Origin of the sequence: Oceanobacillus salinisoli (assembly GCF_009733865.1) — a bacterium.
Classification (GTDB): domain Bacteria; phylum Bacillota; class Bacilli; order Bacillales; family Amphibacillaceae; genus Oceanobacillus; species Oceanobacillus salinisoli.
The window spans coordinates 93,201-116,820 of record NZ_WOFB01000001.1; the positions used below are offsets into that span (position 1 = coordinate 93,201).

Consider the following 23,620-nt stretch of genomic DNA (forward strand, 5'->3'; position numbering starts at 1 on the left):
AAGATGCGTGTGACACAAGGAATGTTATCTAATAATATGCTGAGAAATCTATCAGGCAGCTATTCAAAGATGGATACGTACATGAACCAGTTAAGCACAGGAAAAAAAATTACAAAGCCTTCCGATGATCCAGTAGTGGCCATGAAAGGAATGGGTTATCGTTCCGAACTATTACAGGTGGAGCAGTATCAGCGAAACACCAGTGAGGTCCACAATTGGTTTGATAATACGGATGCAGCTTTGGATAAGGCAACCCATGCACTACAGCGTGTAAGAGAATTAGCTGTTCAGGCAAGTAATGGAACGTATGAGGATAATCAACGAAAAAGCATTGCCCAGGAAGTAGGGCAATTGAAAGAGCATTTAATCGACCTGGCCAATACCGAGGTTAATGATAAATATATTTTTAATGGAACAAATACAGACATCAAACCTGTTGATGAGAGTGCACAGGGTTGGGAAAATCCTTACACCCCTGTCGAAATAGAAGTTTCCAAAGGTACCACATTATCTGCGAGTGTGGATGGCAGTGAAGTTTTTGATGGACTATTTGCGACGATGGATAGTTTTATCGCTCGTTTGAATGGAGAAGAAGGAGATATCGATACGAGCATCGGGGAAATTGATGAACAACTAAATCAAATTATCAATGCGAGAGCTGATCTAGGTGCACGCATGAATCGTTTGGACTTAGTGGAAAATCGTTTGAGTGAGCAGCAAGTTATTGCAACACAAACGATGTCCAACAATGAAGATATTGATTATTCCAAAGTGATTACAGAATTAATTTCCCAGGAGAGTGTGCATCGGGCAGCATTGTCATCCGGTGCTAGAATTATTCAACCAACATTACTTGATTTCTTAAGGTAGTTATTTATCGGGGAATTAATTGGTAAATGGTGCTCTACTTCTGTGAGTGGGGATGAACAGTCGTTAAACACCTGAATTGACGTTTAGAGGCCTTTAGGGCATACCTTTGTGGTACTAAAATCGATGAGGATGAAAGAACCCGCCACTGATTGAAGATTTACTTGATAGAGACCCTTGCCCAACTACAGGGTATAGGGTTTTTTATGTAGGAGGGATGTTTATGGAATTCCCGCAAATAAGGATGCAATCACAATTTGCACAAATACAAATTAATCAAAAAGAAGCCAAACAGGAAATCAAGCAGCCAAAAGCAGATCTTTCTATTCAACAACCTCCTGCTGAAGTATCGATTCGTACGATTCCGGGAAAACTGCAAATTGACCAGACGAGAGCATGGGAGGATATGAATTTAAAGCATATTTCCAAGTTAAATAAAGAATTTGCGGCACAGGGATTAAGTAAAGCACAGGAAGGTACAGCAAGACGCGCCCGTGAAGGCACGGAATTAATGCGTATTGAAAATGGAGGAAATCCGCTGGTTAGTCAAGCAGTAGCAAATGCTTATGATGATATGAAAGGTTTGGGAATTACTTTTATTCCCTCGCATTTCTCCGTTCAAATTGATTATCAGCCAGCTGATGTTCAAATTGATGTGAAGGCAAATAAACCGATCATTGAAGCTACTCCGAACAAACCATTAATGAATTACCAGCCAGGGTCGGTAGAAACGACACTAAAACAAAAAGCAGAGCTCGAAATTGAATTTGTTAATATTACGGTATAAAAGAGGTGAAGCGGTGTGAAATTGCAAACAAAGTACTTAGGTGAAGTGGAAATTGATGATAGGAAAATTATCGATTTCCCAAGTGGTATTCCTGGATTTATTGAGGAGAAGCAATTTGTCCTTATGGATTTTCCCGATAACCCGGTCTTTCAGATTTTACAGTCTGTTCATTCCGTTAATACGGCTTTCATTATTACCAATCCATATCTTATATATAAGGATTATACGGTTGAACTAGATGATAACATTCTAGAAACATTAGAAATTCAGAATGAGAAACAAGTAGCTGTTTTCTCTATCATTACCTTAAAAGATCCCTTTAAAGCAAGCACGTTAAATCTAAAAGCTCCCATTATTATCAACTCGGAGCAAATGCTGGGAAAACAATTTATTTTAAACAAAGAAGAATATCCTTCCAAAGCATCAATCTATCCAACGTCTGTTATGAAAGGGGTAGAGTGATGCTTGTATTGACCAGAAAAACAAATGAAGCGATTCAAATTGGAGTTGATATCGAAATTAAAGTGATTGCAGTTGAAGGGGATCAAGTGAAATTAGGTATTTCCGCCCCGAAGTCTGTAGAAATACATCGCAAAGAAATTTACCTTGATATCAAGGAACAGAACAATGAGGCTGCTAATATTTCTGCAGATATTTTGAAACTATTAAAAAATACAGGTGAAAATCGATAAAGTTTTTATGTGAAACATTAAATTTAATCGAACTGTAACCGATATAAGGTATATAAATAAATAATATGAGGAGATGCCGGGATGTCGATAGAGAAAGTAATGCATAATTCGCAGCCTCTAATAAATCTGGATTCCAGCAAAGAGTTTTTATCTCAGTCTGAAAAGGTGTCAGTACCGAATGAGGTTAATGTAACCCAAAATAACGAAAGAAGAATAGAAAAAGACGATGTTGAAAAAGCAGTATCTTCCTTAAATGATTTTATAAAGCCTGTAAGAAAAAATATTAAATTTGAAATGCATGAAAAACTGGAACGCTATTATGTAACGGTAATAGACTCCGATTCAAAGGAAGTTTTAAAGGAAATCCCGCCAAAAAAACTGCTCGATATGTATGCAGAAATGGCAGACTTTATGGGATTTCTAATCGATAAAAAGGTGTAGGGAGAGGGATCTTTATGAGTATGAGAATTGGTGGTTTAGCAAGTGGGATTGATACGGAATCCATTATTAAAGATTTAATGAATGCAGAACGGTTACCGCTTAACAAGATGGAACAGGACAGAACCATACTTGGATGGCAGCGGGATAAGTTTCGTGAAATTAATACATTAAGATTAGAACTTGATCACTTGGTTACAGATATGCAATTGTCGAAAACATATAAGGCAAAGACGGCTAGTTCAACAATGGAGGGTGCGGTGACGGCGACTGCAACATCTAGTGCTTTAGAAGGGACATATAACATTGCAGTTTCTCAATTAGCTTCTACCGCAATAAATGTAAGTACTGGAGAAGTTAGTCAAGAAATCCCAGCAGAGTTTGTGGGTAACGAATATGAATATTATACGTATGACGAAAATGGGAATCAACTAACACATAAAATTTCAATTGCTGAAGGTGATACGGTAAATGATGTGTTAAAACAAATTACAGACACTGATAATAATATGCGAGCATTTTTTGATTCTAATACGAATAAGGTTGTATTTGAAACAACTAGAACTGGAAATTTCAATACAGATGAAACTAGGTTTAGTGGTAATGAAATTGGATTTAATAATGCATTTTTTACCGATGTTCTAAAAATGTCTGAAGCAGGTGAACAAGGCGGAACCAATGCTAAGTTTACATATAATGATGCATATGAAGTAGAAACTACAGAGAATAAATACACGTTAAACGGTGTTACTTTTGAATTCAAAAATACAACTCCTCAGAATGCAGATGGAACCTATCAGAATGCTACCATAACCGTCAAAAACGACACAGATGCAACAGTAGAAAAAATCACTACATTTGTTGAAAAATACAATGAACTAATAGACATGCTAAATGGAACACAGCGGGAAGAGAAATACCGTGATTACCCTCCATTAACAGAAGAACAGAAGAAAGAGATGGATGAGAAAGAAATTGAACTTTGGGACGAAAAGGCGAAGAGCGGGATTCTGAGAGGTGATACAATTATTTCTTCTGCTATGTTTGATTTACGTCAAGACTGGTATAAGTCGGTTAATACTGGTGGTGAATATGATCTTATCACCGATATAGGAATTTCTACTACAAAAGAATATTTAGATGGTGGAAAATTAGAAATTGATGAGGATAAATTACGTGAAGCACTCACAAAAGATCCGGATAGTGTTTATAAGTTGTTTGCAGGAAGTGATGGCAATCAAGGAATCACGGACCATCTGGATACCAGTTTAGAAAAAATGAAGGACCAAATAAATGAACGGGCTGGTCGAAGTACAGATACTCTAACCAACTATACTCTAGGAAAACGAATTAAAGATATCGATGATAGAATGAGTGCATTTCAGGATCGGCTCCAACAAACAGAAGATCGCTATTGGAGACAATTCAGTGCAATGGAAGAAGCGATATCAATGATGAACCAGCAATCGGCGATGTTAATGTCTAACTTTGGTGGCGGAATGTAACCCAATAGAAGGAGTGAGGAACGTTTATGGCAGCGAATAAGGCCTATCAAGCTTACCAAAACAATTCAGTGAACACAGCATCTGGTGGCGAATTAACATTAATGCTGTACAATGGCTGTATTAAGTTTATTAAACAAGCAACGAAGGACATGAACGAAAAAAATTATGAAGCAAAAAATATAAATATCCAAAAAGCCCAAAACATCATTCAGGAATTGATGATTACACTGGATCATAAAATCGAAATTTCCAAACAAATGATGCCATTATATGAATATATGCATTTTCAATTAAAAGAAGCAAATGTGAAAAATGATCCAGCAATTCTAGAAGAAGTATTAGGCTTTGTAACAGAATTTCGTGATACGTGGAAACAAGTAATTAGCAAGACCCGTCAGCAAAATTATACAAAGCAAGGTGCACAAATTTAATGAATAGGGTACAGTCTATTTATAAAGTCACGGTGAGTATGAAGGAGATTTTGGATCAGGACTTCCCAACTAGTCAAAGAGAATCGGTAATAGAACAATTGGATCGTTTGCTCATTCAAAGAGCAACCCATATGGAACAGTTGGCATCTCCATATACGGATGAGGAAAAGCTGTTAGGCCAAAAACTGATACCATTAAATCAGGAAGTACAATCTTTGATGAAACAATTATTTACTGAATTGAAATCGGAAATGAAGCAAGTAAAAAAGCAGAAAAAATCGAATCAAAAGTACACAAATCCATATAAGAATGTTCAAGTAATGGACGGAATGTATATGGATAAGAAAAAATAATGAAAAACCTCCTGGGAAACTGGGAGGTTTTTAGCATTTTTAAACGACTTTGTAAATATTATTAATTTAGTGTAAACCCTTTTTAATCAGGATTTTAGCGGGTTCCACCCCTGGAAATGCTTAATTTTGTAAATTTTTTATAGGGTTTAAGCAGGAAAAAAAGGTCGAAACATAGTATAATTTAAGTATAAGGAAAGGAGGACACTTCTATGAAATTTAACATTCGTGGTGAAAACATTGAGGTGACTGGAGCGATACGAGATTATGTCGAGAAAAAAATCAGTAAATTAGAAAGATATTTCGACACGCCTCCAGCATCTGATGTACATGTTAATTTAAGTGTCTATAATGACGAGCAACGTATTGAGGTAACTATCCCGATGACGAATCTGTTGTTGCGTGGTGAGGTCCAGCATATCGATTTATACGCTGCAATCGATTTAGTAGTTGATAAGCTGGAAAGACAAATCCGGAAACATAAAACAAAGATTAATCGTAAAATTCGTCAAAACGGTGCTCCGAAGCACGCCTTTGCTAAAATGGAAAAACAAGTGTTTTATAATGAAAAACAGGAAGATGATTTTGAAATTGTCCGTACTAAACGGTTTAATTTAAAACCGATGGACCCGGAAGAAGCAATCCTGCAAATGGATATGCTGGGTCATGAATTCTTTGTATTTATTAATGACAAGTCTGGTGAATCTAATGTCGTTTATCGTCGTAAAGACGGAAAATACGGTTTAATTGAACCGAACATTTAAATGAATAAGATTATAAAATAAAGGCGACTCAACAAAGGTGAGTCGCCTTTATTCGGCTTTTTATCGAAAATTGTCGAACATTTAACCGGAAATTCGTTATAGATTACAAAAAATAATTATTTTTTACAAATTATTTTATCATGATGTGAGAAATGTTAAAAAGAATGTCTAATGGTTCTCCAAAAATGAAATTCTGAAAATGGTCTTTTGTACTATTTTTGTGATAAAAATAAGACGATAGAACTGGGAGGTGAGAAAATGAATGAAAAGGAGATAATCGCATTTAATCATCTTCAAAATAAGGTAAAACAGCATGAACGGACAATTGCCCAATTGGTTGAAATTGTAGCCGCAATGAATCGGAGAATAATCGATTCACCCAGGAAGCAGAAGGATATGAATCAAAAGGAGCTGTTAATTAAATAGTTCCCCCTCTATCCCTCGTTTCATTCCTCATTTAAGGAAGCAATCTATCCCCAGATTGCTTCCTCTTTTTTTGTTGTATATTAATCAGTTTAATAGTAATTAACTAACGAATGGTTTACCCCAACAATAACAATATGTTTTAAATACGCTATTATATAGACAATACATACACAGTTGTCATAAATATTTAGAAAGTGTTATTATTAACTAATAAAGTATTGATTTTTATTGAGGAGCGTAAATAATGGCAGGAATACTCACAAAAATATTTGGTGATGGGAATAAAAAGCAACTCAACCGACTGCAAAAAAAAGTGGATCAGATAGAAGCATTAGAGCCTCAGATGGAGAAGTTAAGCGACACAGAACTTCAAGAGAAAACCAACGAATTTAAGGAACGTTTTCAAAATGGGGAAAGCTTGGATGATTTACTTGTCGAGGCTTTTGCTGTCGTGCGTGAGGCAGCTAGACGTGTATTGAAGATGCGCCCATATCAGGTTCAGCTGATGGGTGGTATTGCAATCCATGAAGGTAACATCTCTGAGATGAAAACAGGGGAAGGTAAGACACTTGCTTCCACAATGCCTGCATATTTAAATGCAATCGAAGGCAAAGGTGTTCATATTATCACTGTAAATGATTACTTAGCTGCTCGTGATGCAAAAGAAATGGGGCAGTTATATGAATTTCTTGGGTTAACTGTTGGCTTGAACTCCAATGGATTGTCCAAGGAAGAAAAACGTGAAGCGTATCACTGTGATATTACGTATGGTACGAATAATGAATTTGGCTTTGATTATTTGAGAGATAATATGGTGCTGTATAAAAATCAAATGGTGCAGCGTGAACTGAACTTTGCCATTATTGATGAAGTGGATTCCATTTTAATTGATGAGGCAAGAACACCATTAATTATTTCGGGTTCCGCCAAAAAATCAGCTTCTTTGTATCAGCAGGCAAACAGTTTTGTGACCACGCTACACCGTGAGGATGATTATACGTACGATGAAAAAACAAAAGGTGTTCAATTAACGGAAGAAGGTATTAATAAAGCGGAAAAATTCTTCCATATTGAGAACTTGTTTGATTTAGATCATGTCTCCCTTACCCATCATATTAATCAAGCATTGAAGGCACATGTATCGATGCAGCGTGATGTGGATTATATGGTTCAGGATGAGGAAGTAGTTATTATCGATTCCTTTACGGGTCGCTTAATGAAAGGGCGCCGTTACAGTGACGGGCTTCATCAAGCAATAGAGGCTAAAGAAGGCTTGCAAATTCAAAATGAGAGCATGACGCTTGCATCCATTACTTTCCAGAACTTTTTCCGTATGTATAATAAATTAGCTGGTATGACTGGTACAGCTAAAACAGAGGAAGAAGAATTTAGAAATATTTATAATATGGATGTTATTGCGATTCCAACGAATAAACCAATTATACGTGATGACAGGGCCGATTTAATTTATAAAACAATGGACGGTAAGTTCCGTGCTGTTGTGGAGGAAATAAAGGAAAGATATAAAAATGGACAGCCTGTATTAGTAGGTACAGTCGCAGTAGAGACTTCGGAGCTTATTTCCAACTACCTTAAAAAAGCGGGCATTAAACATAATGTACTAAATGCAAAAAACCATTTTAAAGAAGCAGAAATCATCGAAAATGCTGGTCAAAAAGGAGCAGTAACAATTGCGACAAATATGGCTGGCCGTGGTACGGACATTAAACTGGGTGAAGGTGTAAAAGAATCAGGCGGACTTGCCGTCATCGGTACAGAGCGACATGAATCCCGGAGAATTGATAACCAGCTTCGCGGACGTTCAGGCCGTCAAGGAGATCCGGGTGTTACACAATTTTATTTATCCATGGAAGATGAGTTAATGCGGCGCTTCGGGTCAGATAACTTAAAGTCAATGATGGAACGATTGGGAATGGACGATTCTCAACCAATTGAAAGTAAGATGGTATCCCGTGCAGTGGAATCCGCTCAAAAACGGGTAGAAGGAAATAACTTTGATGCACGGAAACAAGTTCTTGCATACGATGATGTCCTGCGTGAACAACGAGAAATTATTTATAAACAGCGTTTTGAAATAATAGATGCTTCCGATGAATTGCGGGAAGTTATTGAAAATATGATGAAATCGTCCATTGATCGAATTGTAGCAACACATACACAGGATAATGATGAGGAAAACTGGGACTTGCAAGCCATTGTGGATTATGCACATGGTAATTTAGTTGACCAAGAAGAAATTTCCATTAATGATTTAAATGGCAAAGACAGTGAGGAAATTTCTGAAATACTCATGAAGAAAGCTCAGGAAAAATATGATGAAAAATCAGAACAGCTCTCACCAGAACAATTCGAGGAATTCCAAAAAGTCATTGTTCTACGTACAGTTGATACGAAATGGATGGATCATATTGACCAAATGGAACAGCTTCGTCAAGGGATTCACTTAAGAGCATACGGTCAAAACGATCCATTGCGTGAATATCAGATGGAAGGCTTCCGTATGTTTGAAGAAATGGTAGCTAGCATTGAAGAGGAAGTCACAAAATATATCATGAAAGCACAAATTCGTGAAAACCTTCAGCGGGAAGAAGTCGTGAAAAACACACAAGCTGTAGCCGGCGGCGGTGAAGGGAAGAAAAAAGTTAAAAAACCGTATGTGAAGAAAGTAAATGTTGGACGCAATGACCCATGTCCATGTGGAAGTGGGAAAAAATATAAAAATTGTCATGGGAAAAATTAGGCTATACTAAGGATATAAACTAATACACTTGGCACTCCTCGTAAGAATGGGGGAGTGCTTTCCTAAGTATTGATTCGGAAATATTAACATGAGGTGATAGAAATGGAATTAGCAGAAATAAGAAACGAATTAGATAAGATTGCTTCTCGTATTGAAGATTTTAGGGGGTCTCTTTGACTTAGACTGGAAAAAAGAACGTCTCAAAGAGTTGGAACAGATGATGACCGCACCAGATTTTTGGGATGATCAAAATGGTGCACAAAAAGTGATTAATGAATCGAATAACCTAAAGGAATACATTTCCGATTTTGAAGAAATTGAAGAACGTTACGAAAATATGGAAGTTTCCTATGAGCTAGTCAAAGAAGAAAATGATGAGGAATTATTTCATGACCTGAATAAAGAAATGACATCCTTTCTGAATGATATTAACGCATTTGAATTACAGCTTTTATTAAGCGAACCATATGATGCAAACAATGCAATATTAGAGCTTCATCCAGGAGCGGGTGGTACGGAGTCGCAGGATTGGGCCAGTATGCTGTTGAGAATGTATCAGCGTTGGGCTGAAAATAAAGGATTTAAAGTGGAAACTCTGGAGTACTTACCTGGTGAGGAAGCTGGGGTTAAAAGTGTGACATTGCTTATTAAAGGGCATAATGCATATGGGTATTTAAAAGCAGAAAAAGGTGTCCATCGGTTAGTTCGTATTTCTCCATTTGATTCTTCTGGTAGACGTCACACTTCCTTTGTTTCCTGTGATGTCACACCAGAAATGACAGATGACGTGGATATCGATATTAAATCAGAAGATTTAAAGATTGATACGTATCGTGCAAGTGGTGCAGGCGGTCAGCATGTAAACACGACCGATTCAGCAGTACGTATTACACATCTGCCAACCAACATCATTGTCACATGTCAAAATGAGCGTTCGCAAATTAAGAACCGTGAAGCAGCATTAAAAATGCTAAAATCAAAATTGTATCAGCTGGAAATCGAAAAACAACAGCAGGAACTTGCAGAAATACGTGGAGAGCAAAAAGAAATTGGCTGGGGAAGTCAAATCCGTTCTTATGTATTCCATCCGTATTCGATGGTAAAGGACCACCGTACAAATACAGAAGTTGGAAATACACAAGGGGTCATGGATGGGGACATAAATCCTTTTATTGATGCTTATCTGCGTTCACAAGTAAATTAATGAAATTAGGGACAATGGAATATTCATTGTTCCTTTTTTACACGTTAGGAAAGTATAAAATTTTAGCATGAAGTGGATTCGACGTAGTTAAAATTTTAATGTACCAAGTATAAGAAAAATGTTTTTCTAAAAGTATCGGTCTCCCTAAGATTACTTGTCCAACTGAGAGGATTGGTTGTTTTGTTACTAAATCGATAAACTCCGAAGTAACAATAGATGATGTTGGAGCTTAATCTGCCGTTACCTAACTACACTACGATTTTCGTTAGCAGCTGGCGAGTCTCCGTGTATTACCACTAGTTTTACCCACTAAAGACAACATTCATCTTTCATAAAATTGCCATAAATATCCAAAAGCCTTGATGTAATTGGTTTATAGCATTCTAAAGGGAAAAAAGGCTCTTTTTTAAAAAGGATGAATAGGGGTATAATAAATTTGAGAACACTTACAACAGTATGTTAGGGGGATGTTAACATGAAAAAATGGTTATTGGCAGTAATTTTTGGGACAGCCTTGGTGTTAACTGCATGTGGAGGTGGCGGTGATGACGATGCCGCAGAAGAACCTGCAGATACAGAAAATGAAGCTACAGATGCTGGTACGGTAGATGTGGAAGCAGGCGAAGAAGTGTATGCGAATAATTGTGCAATGTGTCACGGAGCGGACTTATCCGGCGGCGGTGGTCCTGACCTGACTCAAGTTGGGTCAAAATATTCAGCAGATGAAATAGCAGATATTGTCCAAAATGGTTTTGGGAAAATGCAGCCACAGTCTCATGTAACAGGAGAAGATTTAGAAAACTTAACTACATGGTTATCTGAAAAGCAGTAATGATAATCAGTTTTCCTCTGTTAAGAAAATAGCGTCCTTTCCTGGTTGAAATGAAATGGTAAAATTGTACTTTCATTCCTTTAAAAAGCTTATCTATCTGATAGGCTTTCTTTTTTCTCCTAAAAACCTTGTCCAGTCGACATTTTTCCTCTTTTATTACCAAATTTTAATCTATGAAATATAAATGTAATAATTTTATGTCTAAAATTTTTGCCGAAAAATGATATAATATAAAAGACTTATGAAAGAGTTAGGAAAAATAATGCAAATGAAGCGTAAATTCGACAATAAATGTGTGGAAAAACAATAATTATAAAGGTGATTTTTATTATGATATCAATGAAAGATGTATATAAAACGTACGCAAATGGTGTCACTGCTCTGAATGGAGTGAGTGTTGAAATAGAACAAGGTGAATTTGTTTATATCGTTGGTCCCAGTGGTGCTGGAAAATCAACATTTATCAAATTAATGTTTCGTGAGGAAAAGCCATCCAGTGGAACCATTATGATTAATGATATTCATTTATCAGATTTGAAAGAAAAGAAAATTCCTTATTTACGAAGAGAAATTGGCGTTGTTTTCCAGGATTTTAAACTTTTACCAAAGTTGACAGTCTATGAAAACATTGCATTTGCTCTGGAAGTAATTGAAGAATCTCCCCGTAATATTCGAAAACGTGTAATGGAAGTACTGGAAGTTGTAGGGTTAAAAAATAAAGCTCGCTTTACACCAAATGAACTTTCAGGTGGAGAGCAACAACGCGTATCCATTGCACGAGCCGTTGTTAATCATCCCAAAATTGTTATTGCTGATGAGCCTACAGGTAACCTGGATCCCGAAACGTCATTGGAAATTATGAAAACCTTCGAATCGATTAATGATAGTGGTACGACGATTATTATGGCTACGCATAGTAAGGAAATCGTAAATCGATTTAAAAAGAGAGTTATTGCGATTGAAGATGGAATAATTGCTAGAGACGAACAACGAGGAGAATATGGTTATGAAGTTTAGAACATTTTTAAGACATATACGTGTTGGCAGCAGCAACATTATCCGAAATGGGTGGATGACGGTGGCCTCTGTAGGTGCAGTAACTACCACATTAATCTTAGTTGCTGTCTTTCTTGCATTGATGTTGAACTTGAATGAAATGGCAAAAAATATTGAAGATGATGTAGAAATTCAAACATTAATCGACCTTACAGCAGATGAAGAAGACGTTCAGAACTTAGGTGAACAAATTGAACAGATAAGCGGTGTAGATACAGTACTTTTTTCTTCCAATGACGATGAGTTAAACAAACTTATTGAAGGTATGGGGGAAGAAGGGGAGGCCTGGAAACTGCTTGAACAGGACAATCCACTGAATCATGCTTTTATTGTTCGAGCAGAAAATCCACAGGATACGGAAGCTATTGCCAATCAGATAGAAAAATTTAATCATGTGGATAAAGTTGTTTTTGGACAAGATGTAGTGGAACAGCTTTTCAAATTTAACAATTATGCGAGAATGATTGGTCTAGCCCTAATTATTGCTTTAGTATTTACCGCTATTTTCCTGATTTCCAATACGATTAAAATAACCATTATGGCTCGAAGCAGAGAAATAGGAATTATGAAATTAGTAGGAGCAACGAACTGGTTTATTAGATGGCCTTTCTTTGTGGAAGGAATGCTGCTTGGCGTGTTAGGTTCTGTGATTCCAATCGCCTTAATTATGGTTGGATACTACTATTTAGATACCACCTTCTCAGGCACTTTATCATTTAGCTTTGTAGAGATATTGCCTTATTATCCATTCGCTTGGCAGCTTTCACTGATGATACTGGCAATAGGGGCAGTGATTGGTATTTGGGGAAGTGTCATGAGTATCCGTAAGTTCCTGAGAGTTTAATAGATTAGAGGTAAGCCGCGTTACTTACATTTGTGTTTACTTCAAAAGGCCTACCCCCCTCTTTGGTTAGAGGGGGTTCCACTAGTGCCTTCTTATAATAAATATCCGGATTAATTTTTATAGTGGAGAAGGGGAAGATAAAAGTGAAAAAAGTATTTACATATGTTGTAATGGCAAGCTTAGTAATAGCGATTGGCTCTACTAGTCAGCTGCAAGTTTCAGCAAATCCGTCTATTAATGACAAAGAAAAGGAAATAAGAGATTTAGAGAAAGAACGAGAAGAACTAGAACAACAGGAAAGAGAGTTAGAGAAAGATCAACAAGATACGGAAGAACAAATTAGAGAAAATGAAGCAGAGCAGGAAGAAACACAAGCGGAAATTAATAATATTGATCAGCAATTAACGGAAACCAGAAATGAAATTACTGCAAAAGAAAATGAGATAGAAGAAACAAATCTACAAATAGAAGAACTGACAGATAGAATTGAAGAATTAAAAGACGAAATTGAGGATTTAGAAGAACGTATTGAGCGACGTGATAAACTATTAAAAGATCGATTACGTTCCATTCAGCAAAATGGCGGGGAAATGAGCTATATAGAAGTTATTTTTGGAGCAACAAGCTTTAGTGATTTTATTGGCAGAACGCTATCCGTAAATAAAATTATGGATTCTGATAAAGAAATTATGGAACAGCAAAAACAAGATAAAATAACGTTAGAAAAATCAAAAGCAGAAGTCGAAGCTAATAAAAAAGAAGTAGTAGTGAAGAAAGATAACCTGGAATCACAAAAGAAAGAACTGGTTGCTTTACAACAAAAATTAGATGATCAATTGGCTCAAAAAGAATCTCTTATGGCACAATTGGAAGAGGAACATGAGCATTTAGAAGAATATAAAGTTTCCATTGAGGATGAAAAAGAAATACTAGCGAACCAGGCTGCTGCAGTTGAAAAAGCTAAGGAATTGGCACAGCAGCAAAAAAGTGAGTTAGAACAGCTGGCAAAAGAGGAAGAAAAAGCTAAACAAGAGTCAGGCTCCAATCCATCCCCTTCTTCTGCTTCTGTTCAAAGCGGAGGGGGCAGTGGTCTGTTCAGTTGGCCAGCATCATCCAGTTTAATCAGTTCGCCATTTGGGCAAAGATGGGGTAAGTTACATCGTGGGCTAGACTTTGCAACATCGGTAGGTACACCTATTAAATCAGCGGCACCTGGTGTTGTTATACAAACAAATACCGAAAATGATGGCTCAATGAACGGGTATGGTAATGTGGTGTTAATCGCACATTCGATTGATGGAACGACATATACTACTTTATATGCACATTTAAATTCTATTTCAGTATCTGCTGGAAGTGCAGTTAGTGGAGGGCAAGTAATTGGAACATCCGGAAATACCGGTAACTCAACAGGTCCTCACTTACACTTTGAAATTCATAAAGGTGGATGGAATGGCGATAAGAATGCTGTCAATCCAATCAATTATTTACCATAAAGCTGAATTAGAAAAGGCAATTGTTTACATTTGTGAATAATTGTCTTTTCTGTTTTTTTGATAGTTCCAATCGTAAAGACTGTTCACATATAATCATTACTATTGTTTCGACATAAGTGCACGTTGATTTCCGGTCGGGGCAGTCATTAACCTAAGGAAAACATTTTAATGCGATTTTTTTTAAGAAAATCGCCAAAGTTAATAACAAGTTTTATTCAGACCTTATGATATAATGTGAAATCATAGTTACATTTGGTGTATTAAAGATATGCTTTTAGAATAGATTTTGAAATCTAATTTTGTTGAGAGTTGAGAGTAAACATTTCCAGAAAGTATAGGTTAAATGTTAGGATAAAGTTAATCATAAACATTGAGGTGGAAATATGAACTTGAAAAAATCGCATATTATCCTTATTTTGGCTGGAGCATTGCTGTTAGGTTTTATTGGTGCGTATACAGGTGTGAAACTTGCTCAGCCGGATGAGGGTATTATGGAACAGGCTGCAACAGACGATGGTTCTTCCATTTTTGGTAATGGGGATCATGAAATGGATGATGAAATTCCAGGCAATATGGTAAAGGTCTCACAAGCGTTTTCATTAATTCAAAACAACTACATTGAAGATATTGAAGATAAACAGCTAATTGAAGGTGCTATAGAAGGGATGCTTGCTACATTGGAAGATCCTCACAGCTCTTATATGGATATTGAAATGATGAGTCAATTTAATGAACAAATCGAATCATCATTTGAGGGAATAGGGGCAGAAGTAAGTATGGTGAATGGAGTTGTAACGATTGTTGCACCAATTAAAGATTCACCAGCTGAAAAAGCAGGAATACGTCCAAATGATGAAGTTTTATCCGTTGATGGGGAGAGCTTGGAAGGATTAAACTTAAATGAAGCGGTAGCTCAAATTCGTGGTGAAAAAGGTACAGAGGTTGTTTTAGAAATTCGTCGTGCTGGTGTTTCCGAACCATTTGACGTTACAATTGTCCGTGACGAGATACCGGTTGAAACAGTTTACCACCAAGTAGAAGAAGTGAATGGAAAGAAAACGGGAATCATTGAAATTACGAATTTCTCTGAGAATACGTATACAGAATTTGAAGAGCAACTGGAAACTCTCGAACAAGAAGGAATTGAAGGCTTAGTTATTGATGTGAGAGGAAATCCTGGAGGGCTTTTAAATGTTATTGAAGACATATTAAAACAGTTTGTTCCGGAAGATATTCCATACTTACAAATTGAAGATGCAAATGGAAATAGAACACCATATTATTCGAATCTTGCTGAGAAAAAACCTTATCCAATCAGTGTACTAATTGATGAGGGAAGTGCTTCCGCTTCTGAAATATTGGCTGTAGCCATGAAAGAACTTGGGTACGATATTGTTGGACATTCAAGCTATGGGAAGGGTACTGTACAGCAAGCAGTTCCTTTAGGAGACGGAAGTTCGATTAAGCTAACTACAAATAAATGGCTTTCTCCAAATGGAGAATGGATTAATGAAACAGGGGTAGAGCCAACAATAGAAGTTAGTCAGCCCGATTACTATTATACGAATCCTATTATCATAGATGAGCCTCTGGAGGTTGATCAGTCTGATGAGCCAATTGAGAATATGCAGATTATGCTAAGTGGATTAGGTTACGATACCGGAAGAACCGATGGATACTTTAGTGAAGAAACAAAAGAAGCTGTTGAGCAGTTTCAGCAGGATAATGACTTAGAAGTAACCGGTGTTGTCGATGAGGAGACTGCTGGGCTCATTGAGGCAAAAGTAGTAGAGCATATTCGCAATGGTGAAGATGATGCGCAATTGGAGAAAGCTTTAGAGGAACTATACCAATAAGAAGCATAAATTGCGCGGATTAGGAAATATAAAATGCTACTTAGTTAAATTTAGTTCTTAGTTTTAAAAAAAACGAACACATTCACGAAAGAACGAGTGAATGTGTTCGTTTTTTTACATTTTTTTGGTATACTTCAAATAGTGATAAACAGGAAAATAATCGACTCACATCGAATAAATAAAAATGATAGGCATCCATACCTGGAAGGTGATCAATTTTGGTAGAGATATGGCTTTTGGAAGCATTAAAAGGAATTGGTAGATTTTTCTTAAATCCACTTGTTTATTGGTCAGTGATATTGGTCATTGCTGTGGGCTATAAACGAATTAAAGAGGAACGGCTTAATTTTGGTTTTAAAGTATTTGATGTCTTTTCTGAATGGAAAGGGACTTGGGGGATTGCTATTACTTCAGGATTGGTTATATCACTAATTACACTGGGGAGTGGCATGGTACTTAGCTATGAAACGATTATTGTATTAAGTATTATGACCATCCTTTTAAGTATAACGTTACGATTTACTATGTTATCAGCAAGCTATACAATTGGCATTACGTATTTATTATTACTACTTGCACCTTTCTTGTTGGAAAATCAGACAGTTATGGATGTGACGCTAAATTGGGAAACGAATTTTACGGCTTTAGCCATTTTACTTGGGCTGTTTTTAATCGTTGAGGCCTTACTGATTCGTCGGACCCATCGCAACCAAACATTCCCAAGCCTGGCTTTAAGCAGACGGGGCTTTTGGGTTGGGCAGCATCGGCTAAAGAGAATGGCAGTTATACCATTTTTTACATTAATCCCTATTGGAATGATTGGACCGTTGGAACCTTATTGGCCATATGTCACTATTGGTGGAGAAGCATATGGTATAGTTCTCATTCCTTTTATCATTGGTTTCGATTTCATAGCAAAAGGGCATATGCCTATGCAGGCAGCACAGAAGCTTTCAAAATTTATCACTCTATTAGGAATTGGGATCACATTGATTGCCGCTGGAAGTATCTTTATTTCTTGGCTGTCACTTACAGCTATTATTCTCGCTATAATAGGGAAGGAATATATTCATTATCGCTACAGGGTTGGTGACCGAGCAAGACTACCGTATTTCCATCCTGAAAACGAAGGAATTAAAATTGTAAGCATTATTCCTGGTACTCCTGCAGATAGGCTTGATTTATTGGTCGGAGAAACGATTGTTAAAGTGAACGGCAGAAAAGTTAATAATGTCCATGATTTTTACATTGCTTTACATGATAGTGGAGCATATTTTAAGCTAGATGTATTAGATGACGCCAAAGAAGTACGTTTTGTACAAGGTGCATTTTATGAAGGCGATCATCATGAATTAGGATTAATTTTCTCAGAAAAACCTTACCGAGAAAAAATGAAAAAAGTAAATTAATAGAAAAGCAAGCAGGACTTCTATCGCTATGATGGAAGTCTTTTTAGACGTTATCAGGAAAGTATAAAACCGATCCGGAAATCAACGAAGCACCTAATGTCGTAATATATCAACAACGATATCTTATTTTCCTCTATAAACATGGGTAAAATAGTAAATAGTAAATAGTAATGCATATAAAACGAATATTTGTTCGTGCTGTGTTAAAATATATGATATATGTGATAGAATAGAAAACAAGGAACGGAGGCGGGACATTTGGAGAATAAATTTGAACTTGTTTCCCAATACGAACCAGCTGGAGACCAGCCACAAGCGATTAAAGAGATTACGGAAAATGTCCTGGCTGGTCAGCGCCACCAAACATTGCTTGGTGCGACTGGTACAGGGAAAACCTTTACGATGTCGAATGTCATTAAGGAAGTAAATAAACCAACACTTGTTATTGCCCATAACAAAACATTGGCAGGGCAACTGTATAGTGAGTTTAAAGAATTCTTCCCAAATAATGCAGTTGAATATTTTGTCAGCTATTATGATTATTATCAACCTGAAGCATATGTCCCTTCCACGGATACATTTATAGAAAAAGATGCAAGTATTAATGATGAGATTGATAAACTGCGACATTCCGCAACTTCTGCGCTATTTGAACGAAATGATGTATTGATTGTTGCGAGTGTCTCCTGTATATATGGTTTAGGTTCACCGGAAGAATATCGCAGTCAAGTCCTTTCTTTGCGAATGGGAATGGAAATGGACCGGGATCAGCTGTTACGTGAATTAGTGAATATTCAATATGCAAGAAACGATATTGAATTTCAGCGTGGTACGTTCCGGGTGCGTGGGGATTCCGTAGAAATTATTCCAGCATCAAGGGAGGAGCATTGTATCCGGATTGAGTTTTTTGGTGATGAAATTGACCGAATTCGTGAGGTGGACGCCCTAACAGGAGAAATTGTTGGGGACCGGGAACATATTGCGATTTTTCCAGCATCCCACTTCGTAACAAGAGAAGAAAAAATGAAAATTGCAATCTCCAACATTGAAAAAGAACTGGAGGAGCGTCTTAAAGAATTGCGTGATAATGATCAACTTTTAGAAGCTCAGCGCTTGGAGCAGCGGACGAACTATGACCTGGAAATGATGAGGGAAATGGGTTTTTGCTCTGGGATAGAAAATTATTCCCGACACTTAACGCTAAGAGAATCGGGTGCGACTCCATATACACTGATAGACTACTTTCCGGATGATTTCCTGGTTATTATTGATGAATCCCATGTGACATTACCACAGATAAGAGGAATGTATAATGGGGACCAGGCGAGAAAACAGGTTTTAGTCGATCATGGTTTTCGATTGCCATCTGCTCTGGATAACCGGCCATTAAAGTTTGAGGAATTTGAGAAAAAGGTACCTCAGCTCGTATATGTCTCTGCTACACCTGGGCCGTATGAATTAGAACATACTCCGAAGATGACGGAACAGATTATTCGTCCAACAGGCTTATTGGATCCGAAAATAGATGTACGCCCAATTGAGGGGCAAATTGATGACTTAATTAAGGAAATTAACGAGCGAATGGATCGAAATGAGCGGGTGCTTGTAACCACGTTAACGAAAAAAATGTCTGAGGACTTAACGGATTATTTAAAAGAAATCGGAATGAAGGTAGCTTACTTACATTCCGAAATCAAAACCCTGGAACGAATCGAAATTATCCGTGATTTGCGGGTAGGAAAATATGATGTTTTAATTGGAATTAATTTGCTTAGAGAAGGAATTGATATACCGGAAGTATCCTTAGTTACCATATTGGATGCAGATAAAGAAGGGTTCCTGCGTTCAGAACGTTCCTTGATTCAGACGATTGGACGTGCTGCACGGAATGCCAATGGTGAAGTGATTATGTACGCAGATAAAATAACAGATTCGATGCAAACCGCAATAGATGAAACGAATCGCCGGCGTCAAAAACAAATGGCTTATAATGAGGAGCATCACATTACACCAAAAACGATTAAGAAAGATGTTCGTGATGTCATTCGTGCTACGGTAGCTTCTGAAGACAAGGAAGAATATGAGAACAAGTCGAAAACGATAGAGAAACTACCGAAGAAGGAAAAAGAAAAAGTAATCGAGCAAATGGAAGAAGAAATGAAGCAAGCAGCCAAAGCGCTTGACTTTGAAAAGGCTGCTGAACTTCGTGATATTATTCTTGAGCTGAAAGCGGGAGCGTGATGGATAGAATGTCAAGCAAGTTTATTGAAATACAAGGGGCCAGAGCTCACAATTTAAAAAATGTCGATTTAACCATCCCGAAAAATAAACTGGTTGTGTTAACAGGATTATCTGGTTCGGGAAAATCATCGCTCGCTTTTGATACGATTTATGCGGAAGGTCAGCGGCGGTATGTTGAATCTTTATCTGCGTATGCGAGACAGTTTTTAGGTCAAATGGATAAACCTGATGTGGATGCGATTGACGGATTATCTCCGGCAATATCCATTGACCAAAAAACAACAAGCCGAAATCCAAGGTCAACAGTAGGTACAGTTACGGAAATTTATGATTATTTACGCTTATTGTATGCAAGAGTTGGCCATCCAACCTGCCCAAAACATGGGATTGAAATTACTTCACAAACGGTTCAGCAGATGGTGGACCGGATCATGGAGTATCCAGAGCGAACGAAAATGCAGATTCTTGCCCCTGTTGTTTCTGGACGTAAAGGAGAACATGTGAAACTCCTTGAAAAATTAAAGCAGGAAGGATATGTGCGGATTCGTGTCGATAAAGAAATGCGTGAAGTAACCGAAGAGATTAAATTAGATAAAAATAAAAAACACTCCATTGAAGTAGTAGTAGATCGTATCGTCGTCAAACCGGGGACTGAGGGAAGATTGAGTGATTCGATTGAAACGGCGTTAGAACTTGGAGAAGGCAGAATCGTTGTGGATGTGATTGGAGAAGAAGAATTAATCTTTAGTGAGCATCATTCTTGTCCAATTTGCGGTTTTTCTATTAGTGAACTAGAGCCACGAATATTTTCATTTAATACACCATATGGAGCTTGTCCGACCTGTGATGGTTTAGGAACGAGACTGGAAGTGGACCTGGATTTGGTCATTCCGGATTGGAACAGAACATTAAATGAGCATGCGATTGCGGCATGGGAACCGATAAGTGCGCAATATTACCCCCAATTATTGAAGAGTGTCTGTGATCACTATGCAATTGATATGGATGTTCCTGTAAAAAATCTTCCAAAGGAGCTGCTGGAAAAGATTTTATATGGTAGTGGAACAGAAAAAATTCATTTTTACTATAAGAATGACTTTGGAAGAGTCCATGATTCGGAAATATATTTTGAAGGTGTTCTCAACAATATTGCCAGACGATACAAAGAGACAAGCTCGGACTTTACTAGAGATCATTTATCCAAGTACATGTCTCAAAAAGCTTGCCCGACCTGCAAAGGGCACCGATTGAAAGAGGAAGCATTGGCAGTTCGTATAAATGGTTTCCACATTAGTAAGGTGACAGAATTTTCGGTTGTTGAGGCAATCCATTTCTTTGAAAAGGTAGACTTAACTGAAAAAGAAAAACAAATAGCTAAAATGATTTTAAAAGAAATACAGAATCGTTTGGAGTTCTTAAATAATGTTGGATTAGATTATTTAACACTTGCTCGTGCTGCAGGAACCCTTTCTGGTGGAGAGGCACAGCGAATTCGTTTAGCTACACAAATCGGTTCAGCATTAACAGGTGTTTTATATGTATTGGACGAACCATCCATTGGTCTTCATCAGCGGGATAATGACCGGCTAATTGATACGTTAAAGCGGATGCGGGATCTTGATAATACATTAATTGTAGTGGAGCATGATGAAGATACAATGCTTGCTGCAGACTGGCTCATTGATATTGGACCCGGAGCAGGGGAGCATGGTGGTCATATTGTAGCTAGTGACACTCCTGAGAATGTGATGAAAAATAAAAATTCCATTACCGGAAAATACTTATCCGGCGATAAATTCATTCCACTCCCAGCAAAACGAAGAAAACCGGATAAACGAAAAATTGAGGTGGTTGGTGCAGCGGAAAACAATCTGAAAAATGTATCGGTTAAAATTCCGATTGGATTGATGACTGTAGTAACTGGAGTGTCCGGTTCAGGAAAAAGTACACTGGTTAATGAAATTATTTATAAGGGGTTGGCGAAGGAAGTATCAAGGGCTAACCATAAGCCGGGTAAACATAAAACAATTAAGGGAATTGAGCATTTAGATAAAGTCATTGATATTGACCAGTCGCCAATTGGCCGTACACCACGTTCCAATCCAGCTACCTATACTGGGGTGTTTGATGATATACGTGATGTATTTGCACAAACGAATGAAGCAAAGGTGCGTGGCTATAAGAAGGGCCGTTTCAGTTTTAATGTGAAAGGCGGGCGTTGTGAGGCATGCCGCGGAGATGGAATCATAAAAATTGAAATGCACTTCTTGCCGGATGTTTATGTACCATGTGAAGTTTGCCACGGTAAACGCTATAATCGTGAAACATTAGAAGTAAAATACAAAGGAAAAAGTATTGCAGATGTATTGGATATGAGGGTGGAAGAAGCACTGGATTTTTTTGCTCCGATTCCTAAAATAAAACGCAAAATCCAAACTATTGCAGATGTGGGATTAGGCTATGTTCGTTTAGGACAACCAGCAACCACACTGTCTGGTGGGGAAGCGCAGCGAGTAAAACTGGCCAGTGAACTTCATCGACGATCTAATGGAAAAACATTATATATCTTGGATGAGCCGACAACAGGATTGCATGTAGATGACATTAAACGATTGCTTTCCGTGCTGCAGCGTCTAGTGGAAAATGGAGATTCCGTTTTAATCATTGAGCATAATTTAGATGTTATTAAATGCGCGGATAATATTATTGACCTTGGCCCTGAAGGTGGGGATCGTGGTGGACAAATTATCGCTACTGGTACACCAGAAAAAATTGCCGAAGCTGCAGACATTTCCTATACCGGCCGTTACCTCGGAAATGTGCTGGAACGAGATCGCGAACGCATGGAAAAGTTAATTAAAGAAAAGGAAAAGGCAAGTACGAAATAGAAGACCAGCATACCTGTTAAACAGTAGGTATGCTGTTTTTATACATTGGCTCTTTTCGTTGTTTTTTTCCCTTTCGCGTAGATATAATATCCGACTTAGTGAATTACTATTGCGGTTCTCACTTGTTCTAATGATGATGTGTGCTTGCATTCTCCGCAGAATACTTACTGTCTTCTAGTAACGCATCGTAGTAGAATTCATTGGCGTAAGGAACAAAGAAGATTACTCAAGTAGTACCCTCGTTGCTAAGGTCTTTGGATATGTGCTATCCCCATAGGACAAGAAACTCGGTCTGCAGCTATACATCGCAAAAAAAGAAGATATTATTGTATTCTAGAGAAATAAACCCTTTCTTTAATCTAAACAAGCATCGATTAGCAACAATCAGATAGAAAATGAATAGCACAAAACCAGCGGAGGATATACACGGAGACTCCTTGAAAAAGAAAACCGCTTTTTCTGCGTGCGATGTAACGCTGCCGAAATCTTCCTTGTGCTGTGGGAAAAGAGGCATCGGTGAGTCCCCTAAAGAAGACAGTACGAGGAGGCTCACCAGCCGCCCATGGAAGCGAAGTGTATTTCCGGAACGGTATGAGAGTAGTATCATACGTCGAATTTTATAGATTCTGCCAAAGCAGCAAATCTATTAGGTGGGGTGAGTAACCATAGTCTTGTTTTTTTAAAAACAGCCTAATAGAAATTATATAAATACGAGTCAATTTTTTGACTGAAAATGACTACTGGGGTAGAGTTATAATAAGAAGGTATTGGAG

The 23,620-nt window shown here is 37.5% G+C and carries 20 protein-coding genes; all 20 read left to right on the plus strand.

Annotated elements, in window-relative coordinates:
* Window positions 1-3: 3 nt before the first annotated feature.
* The 20 genes from flgL to uvrA all read left to right on the plus strand — a co-directional run bounded on the left by flgL (window position 4) and on the right by uvrA (window position 22,847).
* Window positions 4-870 (plus strand): flagellar hook-associated protein FlgL, encoded by an 867-nt coding sequence (gene flgL, locus GMJ66_RS00380; RefSeq protein ID WP_156288313.1) that lies wholly within the window; start codon window positions 4-6, stop codon window positions 868-870.
* A gap of 220 nt (window positions 871-1,090) precedes the next feature.
* The gene (locus GMJ66_RS00385) at window positions 1,091-1,654 is read left to right on the plus strand and encodes a DUF6470 family protein (protein ID WP_156288315.1); all 564 of its coding nucleotides are present in this window, start codon (window positions 1,091-1,093) and stop codon (window positions 1,652-1,654) included.
* A gap of 15 nt (window positions 1,655-1,669) precedes the next feature.
* Window positions 1,670-2,116 carry a flagellar assembly protein FliW gene (fliW, locus tag GMJ66_RS00390; protein ID WP_156288317.1) on the plus strand — a complete coding sequence of 149 codons (447 nt, stop codon included), beginning with the start codon at window positions 1,670-1,672 and terminating at the stop codon, window positions 2,114-2,116.
* Window positions 2,116-2,346 carry a carbon storage regulator CsrA gene (gene csrA / locus GMJ66_RS00395; protein WP_156288318.1) on the plus strand — a complete coding sequence of 77 codons (231 nt, stop codon included), beginning with the start codon at window positions 2,116-2,118 and terminating at the stop codon, window positions 2,344-2,346. The genes fliW and csrA overlap by 1 nt, the downstream gene beginning before the upstream one ends.
* Window positions 2,347-2,427: 81 nt before the next feature.
* Entirely contained in the window at window positions 2,428-2,787 is a 360-nt protein-coding gene (flaG, locus tag GMJ66_RS00400) for a flagellar protein FlaG (protein ID WP_156288319.1), read from the plus strand.
* Window positions 2,788-2,801: 14 nt separating this feature from the next.
* Complete coding sequence (locus tag GMJ66_RS00405) at window positions 2,802-4,289, plus strand: flagellar hook-associated protein 2 (RefSeq protein WP_331279648.1); 1,488 nt, start codon at window positions 2,802-2,804, stop codon at window positions 4,287-4,289.
* A 26-nt stretch (window positions 4,290-4,315) separates the two neighbouring features.
* Window positions 4,316-4,720, plus strand: coding sequence for a flagellar export chaperone FliS (fliS, locus tag GMJ66_RS00410; RefSeq protein ID WP_156288320.1), 405 nt, complete (start codon window positions 4,316-4,318; stop codon window positions 4,718-4,720).
* Window positions 4,720-5,073: a flagellar protein FliT gene (locus GMJ66_RS00415; protein WP_156288321.1), complete on the plus strand. Its 354-nt coding sequence runs from the start codon at window positions 4,720-4,722 to the stop codon at window positions 5,071-5,073. The genes fliS and GMJ66_RS00415 overlap by 1 nt, the downstream gene beginning before the upstream one ends.
* Before the next feature lie 209 nt (window positions 5,074-5,282).
* Window positions 5,283-5,834 (plus strand): ribosome hibernation-promoting factor, HPF/YfiA family, encoded by a 552-nt coding sequence (gene hpf / locus GMJ66_RS00420; protein WP_156288322.1) that lies wholly within the window; start codon window positions 5,283-5,285, stop codon window positions 5,832-5,834.
* Between the two features lie 258 nt (window positions 5,835-6,092).
* Window positions 6,093-6,260, plus strand: coding sequence for a hypothetical protein (locus GMJ66_RS00425; protein WP_156288323.1), 168 nt, complete (start codon window positions 6,093-6,095; stop codon window positions 6,258-6,260).
* A gap of 244 nt (window positions 6,261-6,504) precedes the next feature.
* Complete coding sequence (gene secA, locus GMJ66_RS00430) at window positions 6,505-9,021, plus strand: preprotein translocase subunit SecA (protein ID WP_156288324.1); 2,517 nt, start codon at window positions 6,505-6,507, stop codon at window positions 9,019-9,021.
* A 102-nt stretch (window positions 9,022-9,123) separates the two neighbouring features.
* A protein-coding gene (prfB, locus tag GMJ66_RS00435; protein ID WP_156288326.1) for a peptide chain release factor 2 occupies window positions 9,124-10,225 on the plus strand; the annotation gives its coding sequence in 2 pieces (ribosomal slippage) (window positions 9,124-9,195 and window positions 9,197-10,225; 1,101 coding nt in all).
* Between the two features lie 475 nt (window positions 10,226-10,700).
* On the plus strand, window positions 10,701-11,057 hold the full coding sequence (gene cccB, locus GMJ66_RS00440; protein ID WP_156288328.1) for a cytochrome c551: 357 nt from the start codon (window positions 10,701-10,703) through the stop codon (window positions 11,055-11,057).
* A 330-nt stretch (window positions 11,058-11,387) separates the two neighbouring features.
* Window positions 11,388-12,074, plus strand: a complete 687-nt coding sequence (gene ftsE / locus GMJ66_RS00445) for a cell division ATP-binding protein FtsE (RefSeq protein ID WP_156288330.1) — start codon at window positions 11,388-11,390, stop codon at window positions 12,072-12,074.
* A complete protein-coding gene (ftsX, locus tag GMJ66_RS00450) occupies window positions 12,064-12,957 on the plus strand; it encodes a permease-like cell division protein FtsX (RefSeq protein WP_156288332.1) in 894 nt (297 codons plus the stop codon). Before ftsE ends, ftsX begins: the two co-directional genes overlap by 11 nt.
* Window positions 12,958-13,100: 143 nt before the next feature.
* Window positions 13,101-14,453, plus strand: a complete 1,353-nt coding sequence (locus GMJ66_RS00455) for a murein hydrolase activator EnvC family protein (protein ID WP_156288334.1) — start codon at window positions 13,101-13,103, stop codon at window positions 14,451-14,453.
* 383 nt (window positions 14,454-14,836) lie between these two features.
* A complete protein-coding gene (locus GMJ66_RS00460) occupies window positions 14,837-16,309 on the plus strand; it encodes a S41 family peptidase (RefSeq protein WP_156288335.1) in 1,473 nt (490 codons plus the stop codon).
* A 218-nt stretch (window positions 16,310-16,527) separates the two neighbouring features.
* A complete protein-coding gene (locus tag GMJ66_RS00465; RefSeq protein ID WP_156288336.1) occupies window positions 16,528-17,718 on the plus strand; it encodes a PDZ domain-containing protein in 1,191 nt (396 codons plus the stop codon).
* 258 nt (window positions 17,719-17,976) lie between these two features.
* Window positions 17,977-19,959: an excinuclease ABC subunit UvrB gene (gene uvrB / locus GMJ66_RS00470; protein WP_156288337.1), complete on the plus strand. Its 1,983-nt coding sequence runs from the start codon at window positions 17,977-17,979 to the stop codon at window positions 19,957-19,959.
* A gap of 8 nt (window positions 19,960-19,967) precedes the next feature.
* A complete protein-coding gene (gene uvrA, locus GMJ66_RS00475) occupies window positions 19,968-22,847 on the plus strand; it encodes an excinuclease ABC subunit UvrA (protein ID WP_156288638.1) in 2,880 nt (959 codons plus the stop codon).
* Window positions 22,848-23,620 lie beyond the last annotated feature (773 nt).

What these genes read in the sequence shown, in the direction of transcription:
- ftsX (WP_156288332.1), top strand. Translation starts at nt 12,064, where the DNA reads ATGAAGTTTAGAACATTTTTAAGACATATACGTGTTGGCAGCAGCAAC.
- flaG (WP_156288319.1), top strand. Translation starts at nt 2,428, where the DNA reads ATGTCGATAGAGAAAGTAATGCATAATTCGCAGCCTCTAATAAATCTG.
- secA (WP_156288324.1), top strand. Translation starts at nt 6,505, where the DNA reads ATGGCAGGAATACTCACAAAAATATTTGGTGATGGGAATAAAAAGCAA.
- ftsE (WP_156288330.1), top strand. Translation starts at nt 11,388, where the DNA reads ATGATATCAATGAAAGATGTATATAAAACGTACGCAAATGGTGTCACT.
- flgL (WP_156288313.1), top strand. Translation starts at nt 4, where the DNA reads ATGCGTGTGACACAAGGAATGTTATCTAATAATATGCTGAGAAATCTA.
- uvrA (WP_156288638.1), top strand. Translation starts at nt 19,968, where the DNA reads ATGTCAAGCAAGTTTATTGAAATACAAGGGGCCAGAGCTCACAATTTA.
- GMJ66_RS00405 (WP_331279648.1), top strand. Translation starts at nt 2,802, where the DNA reads ATGAGTATGAGAATTGGTGGTTTAGCAAGTGGGATTGATACGGAATCC.
- hpf (WP_156288322.1), top strand. Translation starts at nt 5,283, where the DNA reads ATGAAATTTAACATTCGTGGTGAAAACATTGAGGTGACTGGAGCGATA.
- GMJ66_RS00425 (WP_156288323.1), top strand. Translation starts at nt 6,093, where the DNA reads ATGAATGAAAAGGAGATAATCGCATTTAATCATCTTCAAAATAAGGTA.
- cccB (WP_156288328.1), top strand. Translation starts at nt 10,701, where the DNA reads ATGAAAAAATGGTTATTGGCAGTAATTTTTGGGACAGCCTTGGTGTTA.
- GMJ66_RS00385 (WP_156288315.1), top strand. Translation starts at nt 1,091, where the DNA reads ATGGAATTCCCGCAAATAAGGATGCAATCACAATTTGCACAAATACAA.
- GMJ66_RS00460 (WP_156288335.1), top strand. Translation starts at nt 14,837, where the DNA reads ATGAACTTGAAAAAATCGCATATTATCCTTATTTTGGCTGGAGCATTG.
- csrA (WP_156288318.1), top strand. Translation starts at nt 2,116, where the DNA reads ATGCTTGTATTGACCAGAAAAACAAATGAAGCGATTCAAATTGGAGTT.
- fliS (WP_156288320.1), top strand. Translation starts at nt 4,316, where the DNA reads ATGGCAGCGAATAAGGCCTATCAAGCTTACCAAAACAATTCAGTGAAC.
- GMJ66_RS00415 (WP_156288321.1), top strand. Translation starts at nt 4,720, where the DNA reads ATGAATAGGGTACAGTCTATTTATAAAGTCACGGTGAGTATGAAGGAG.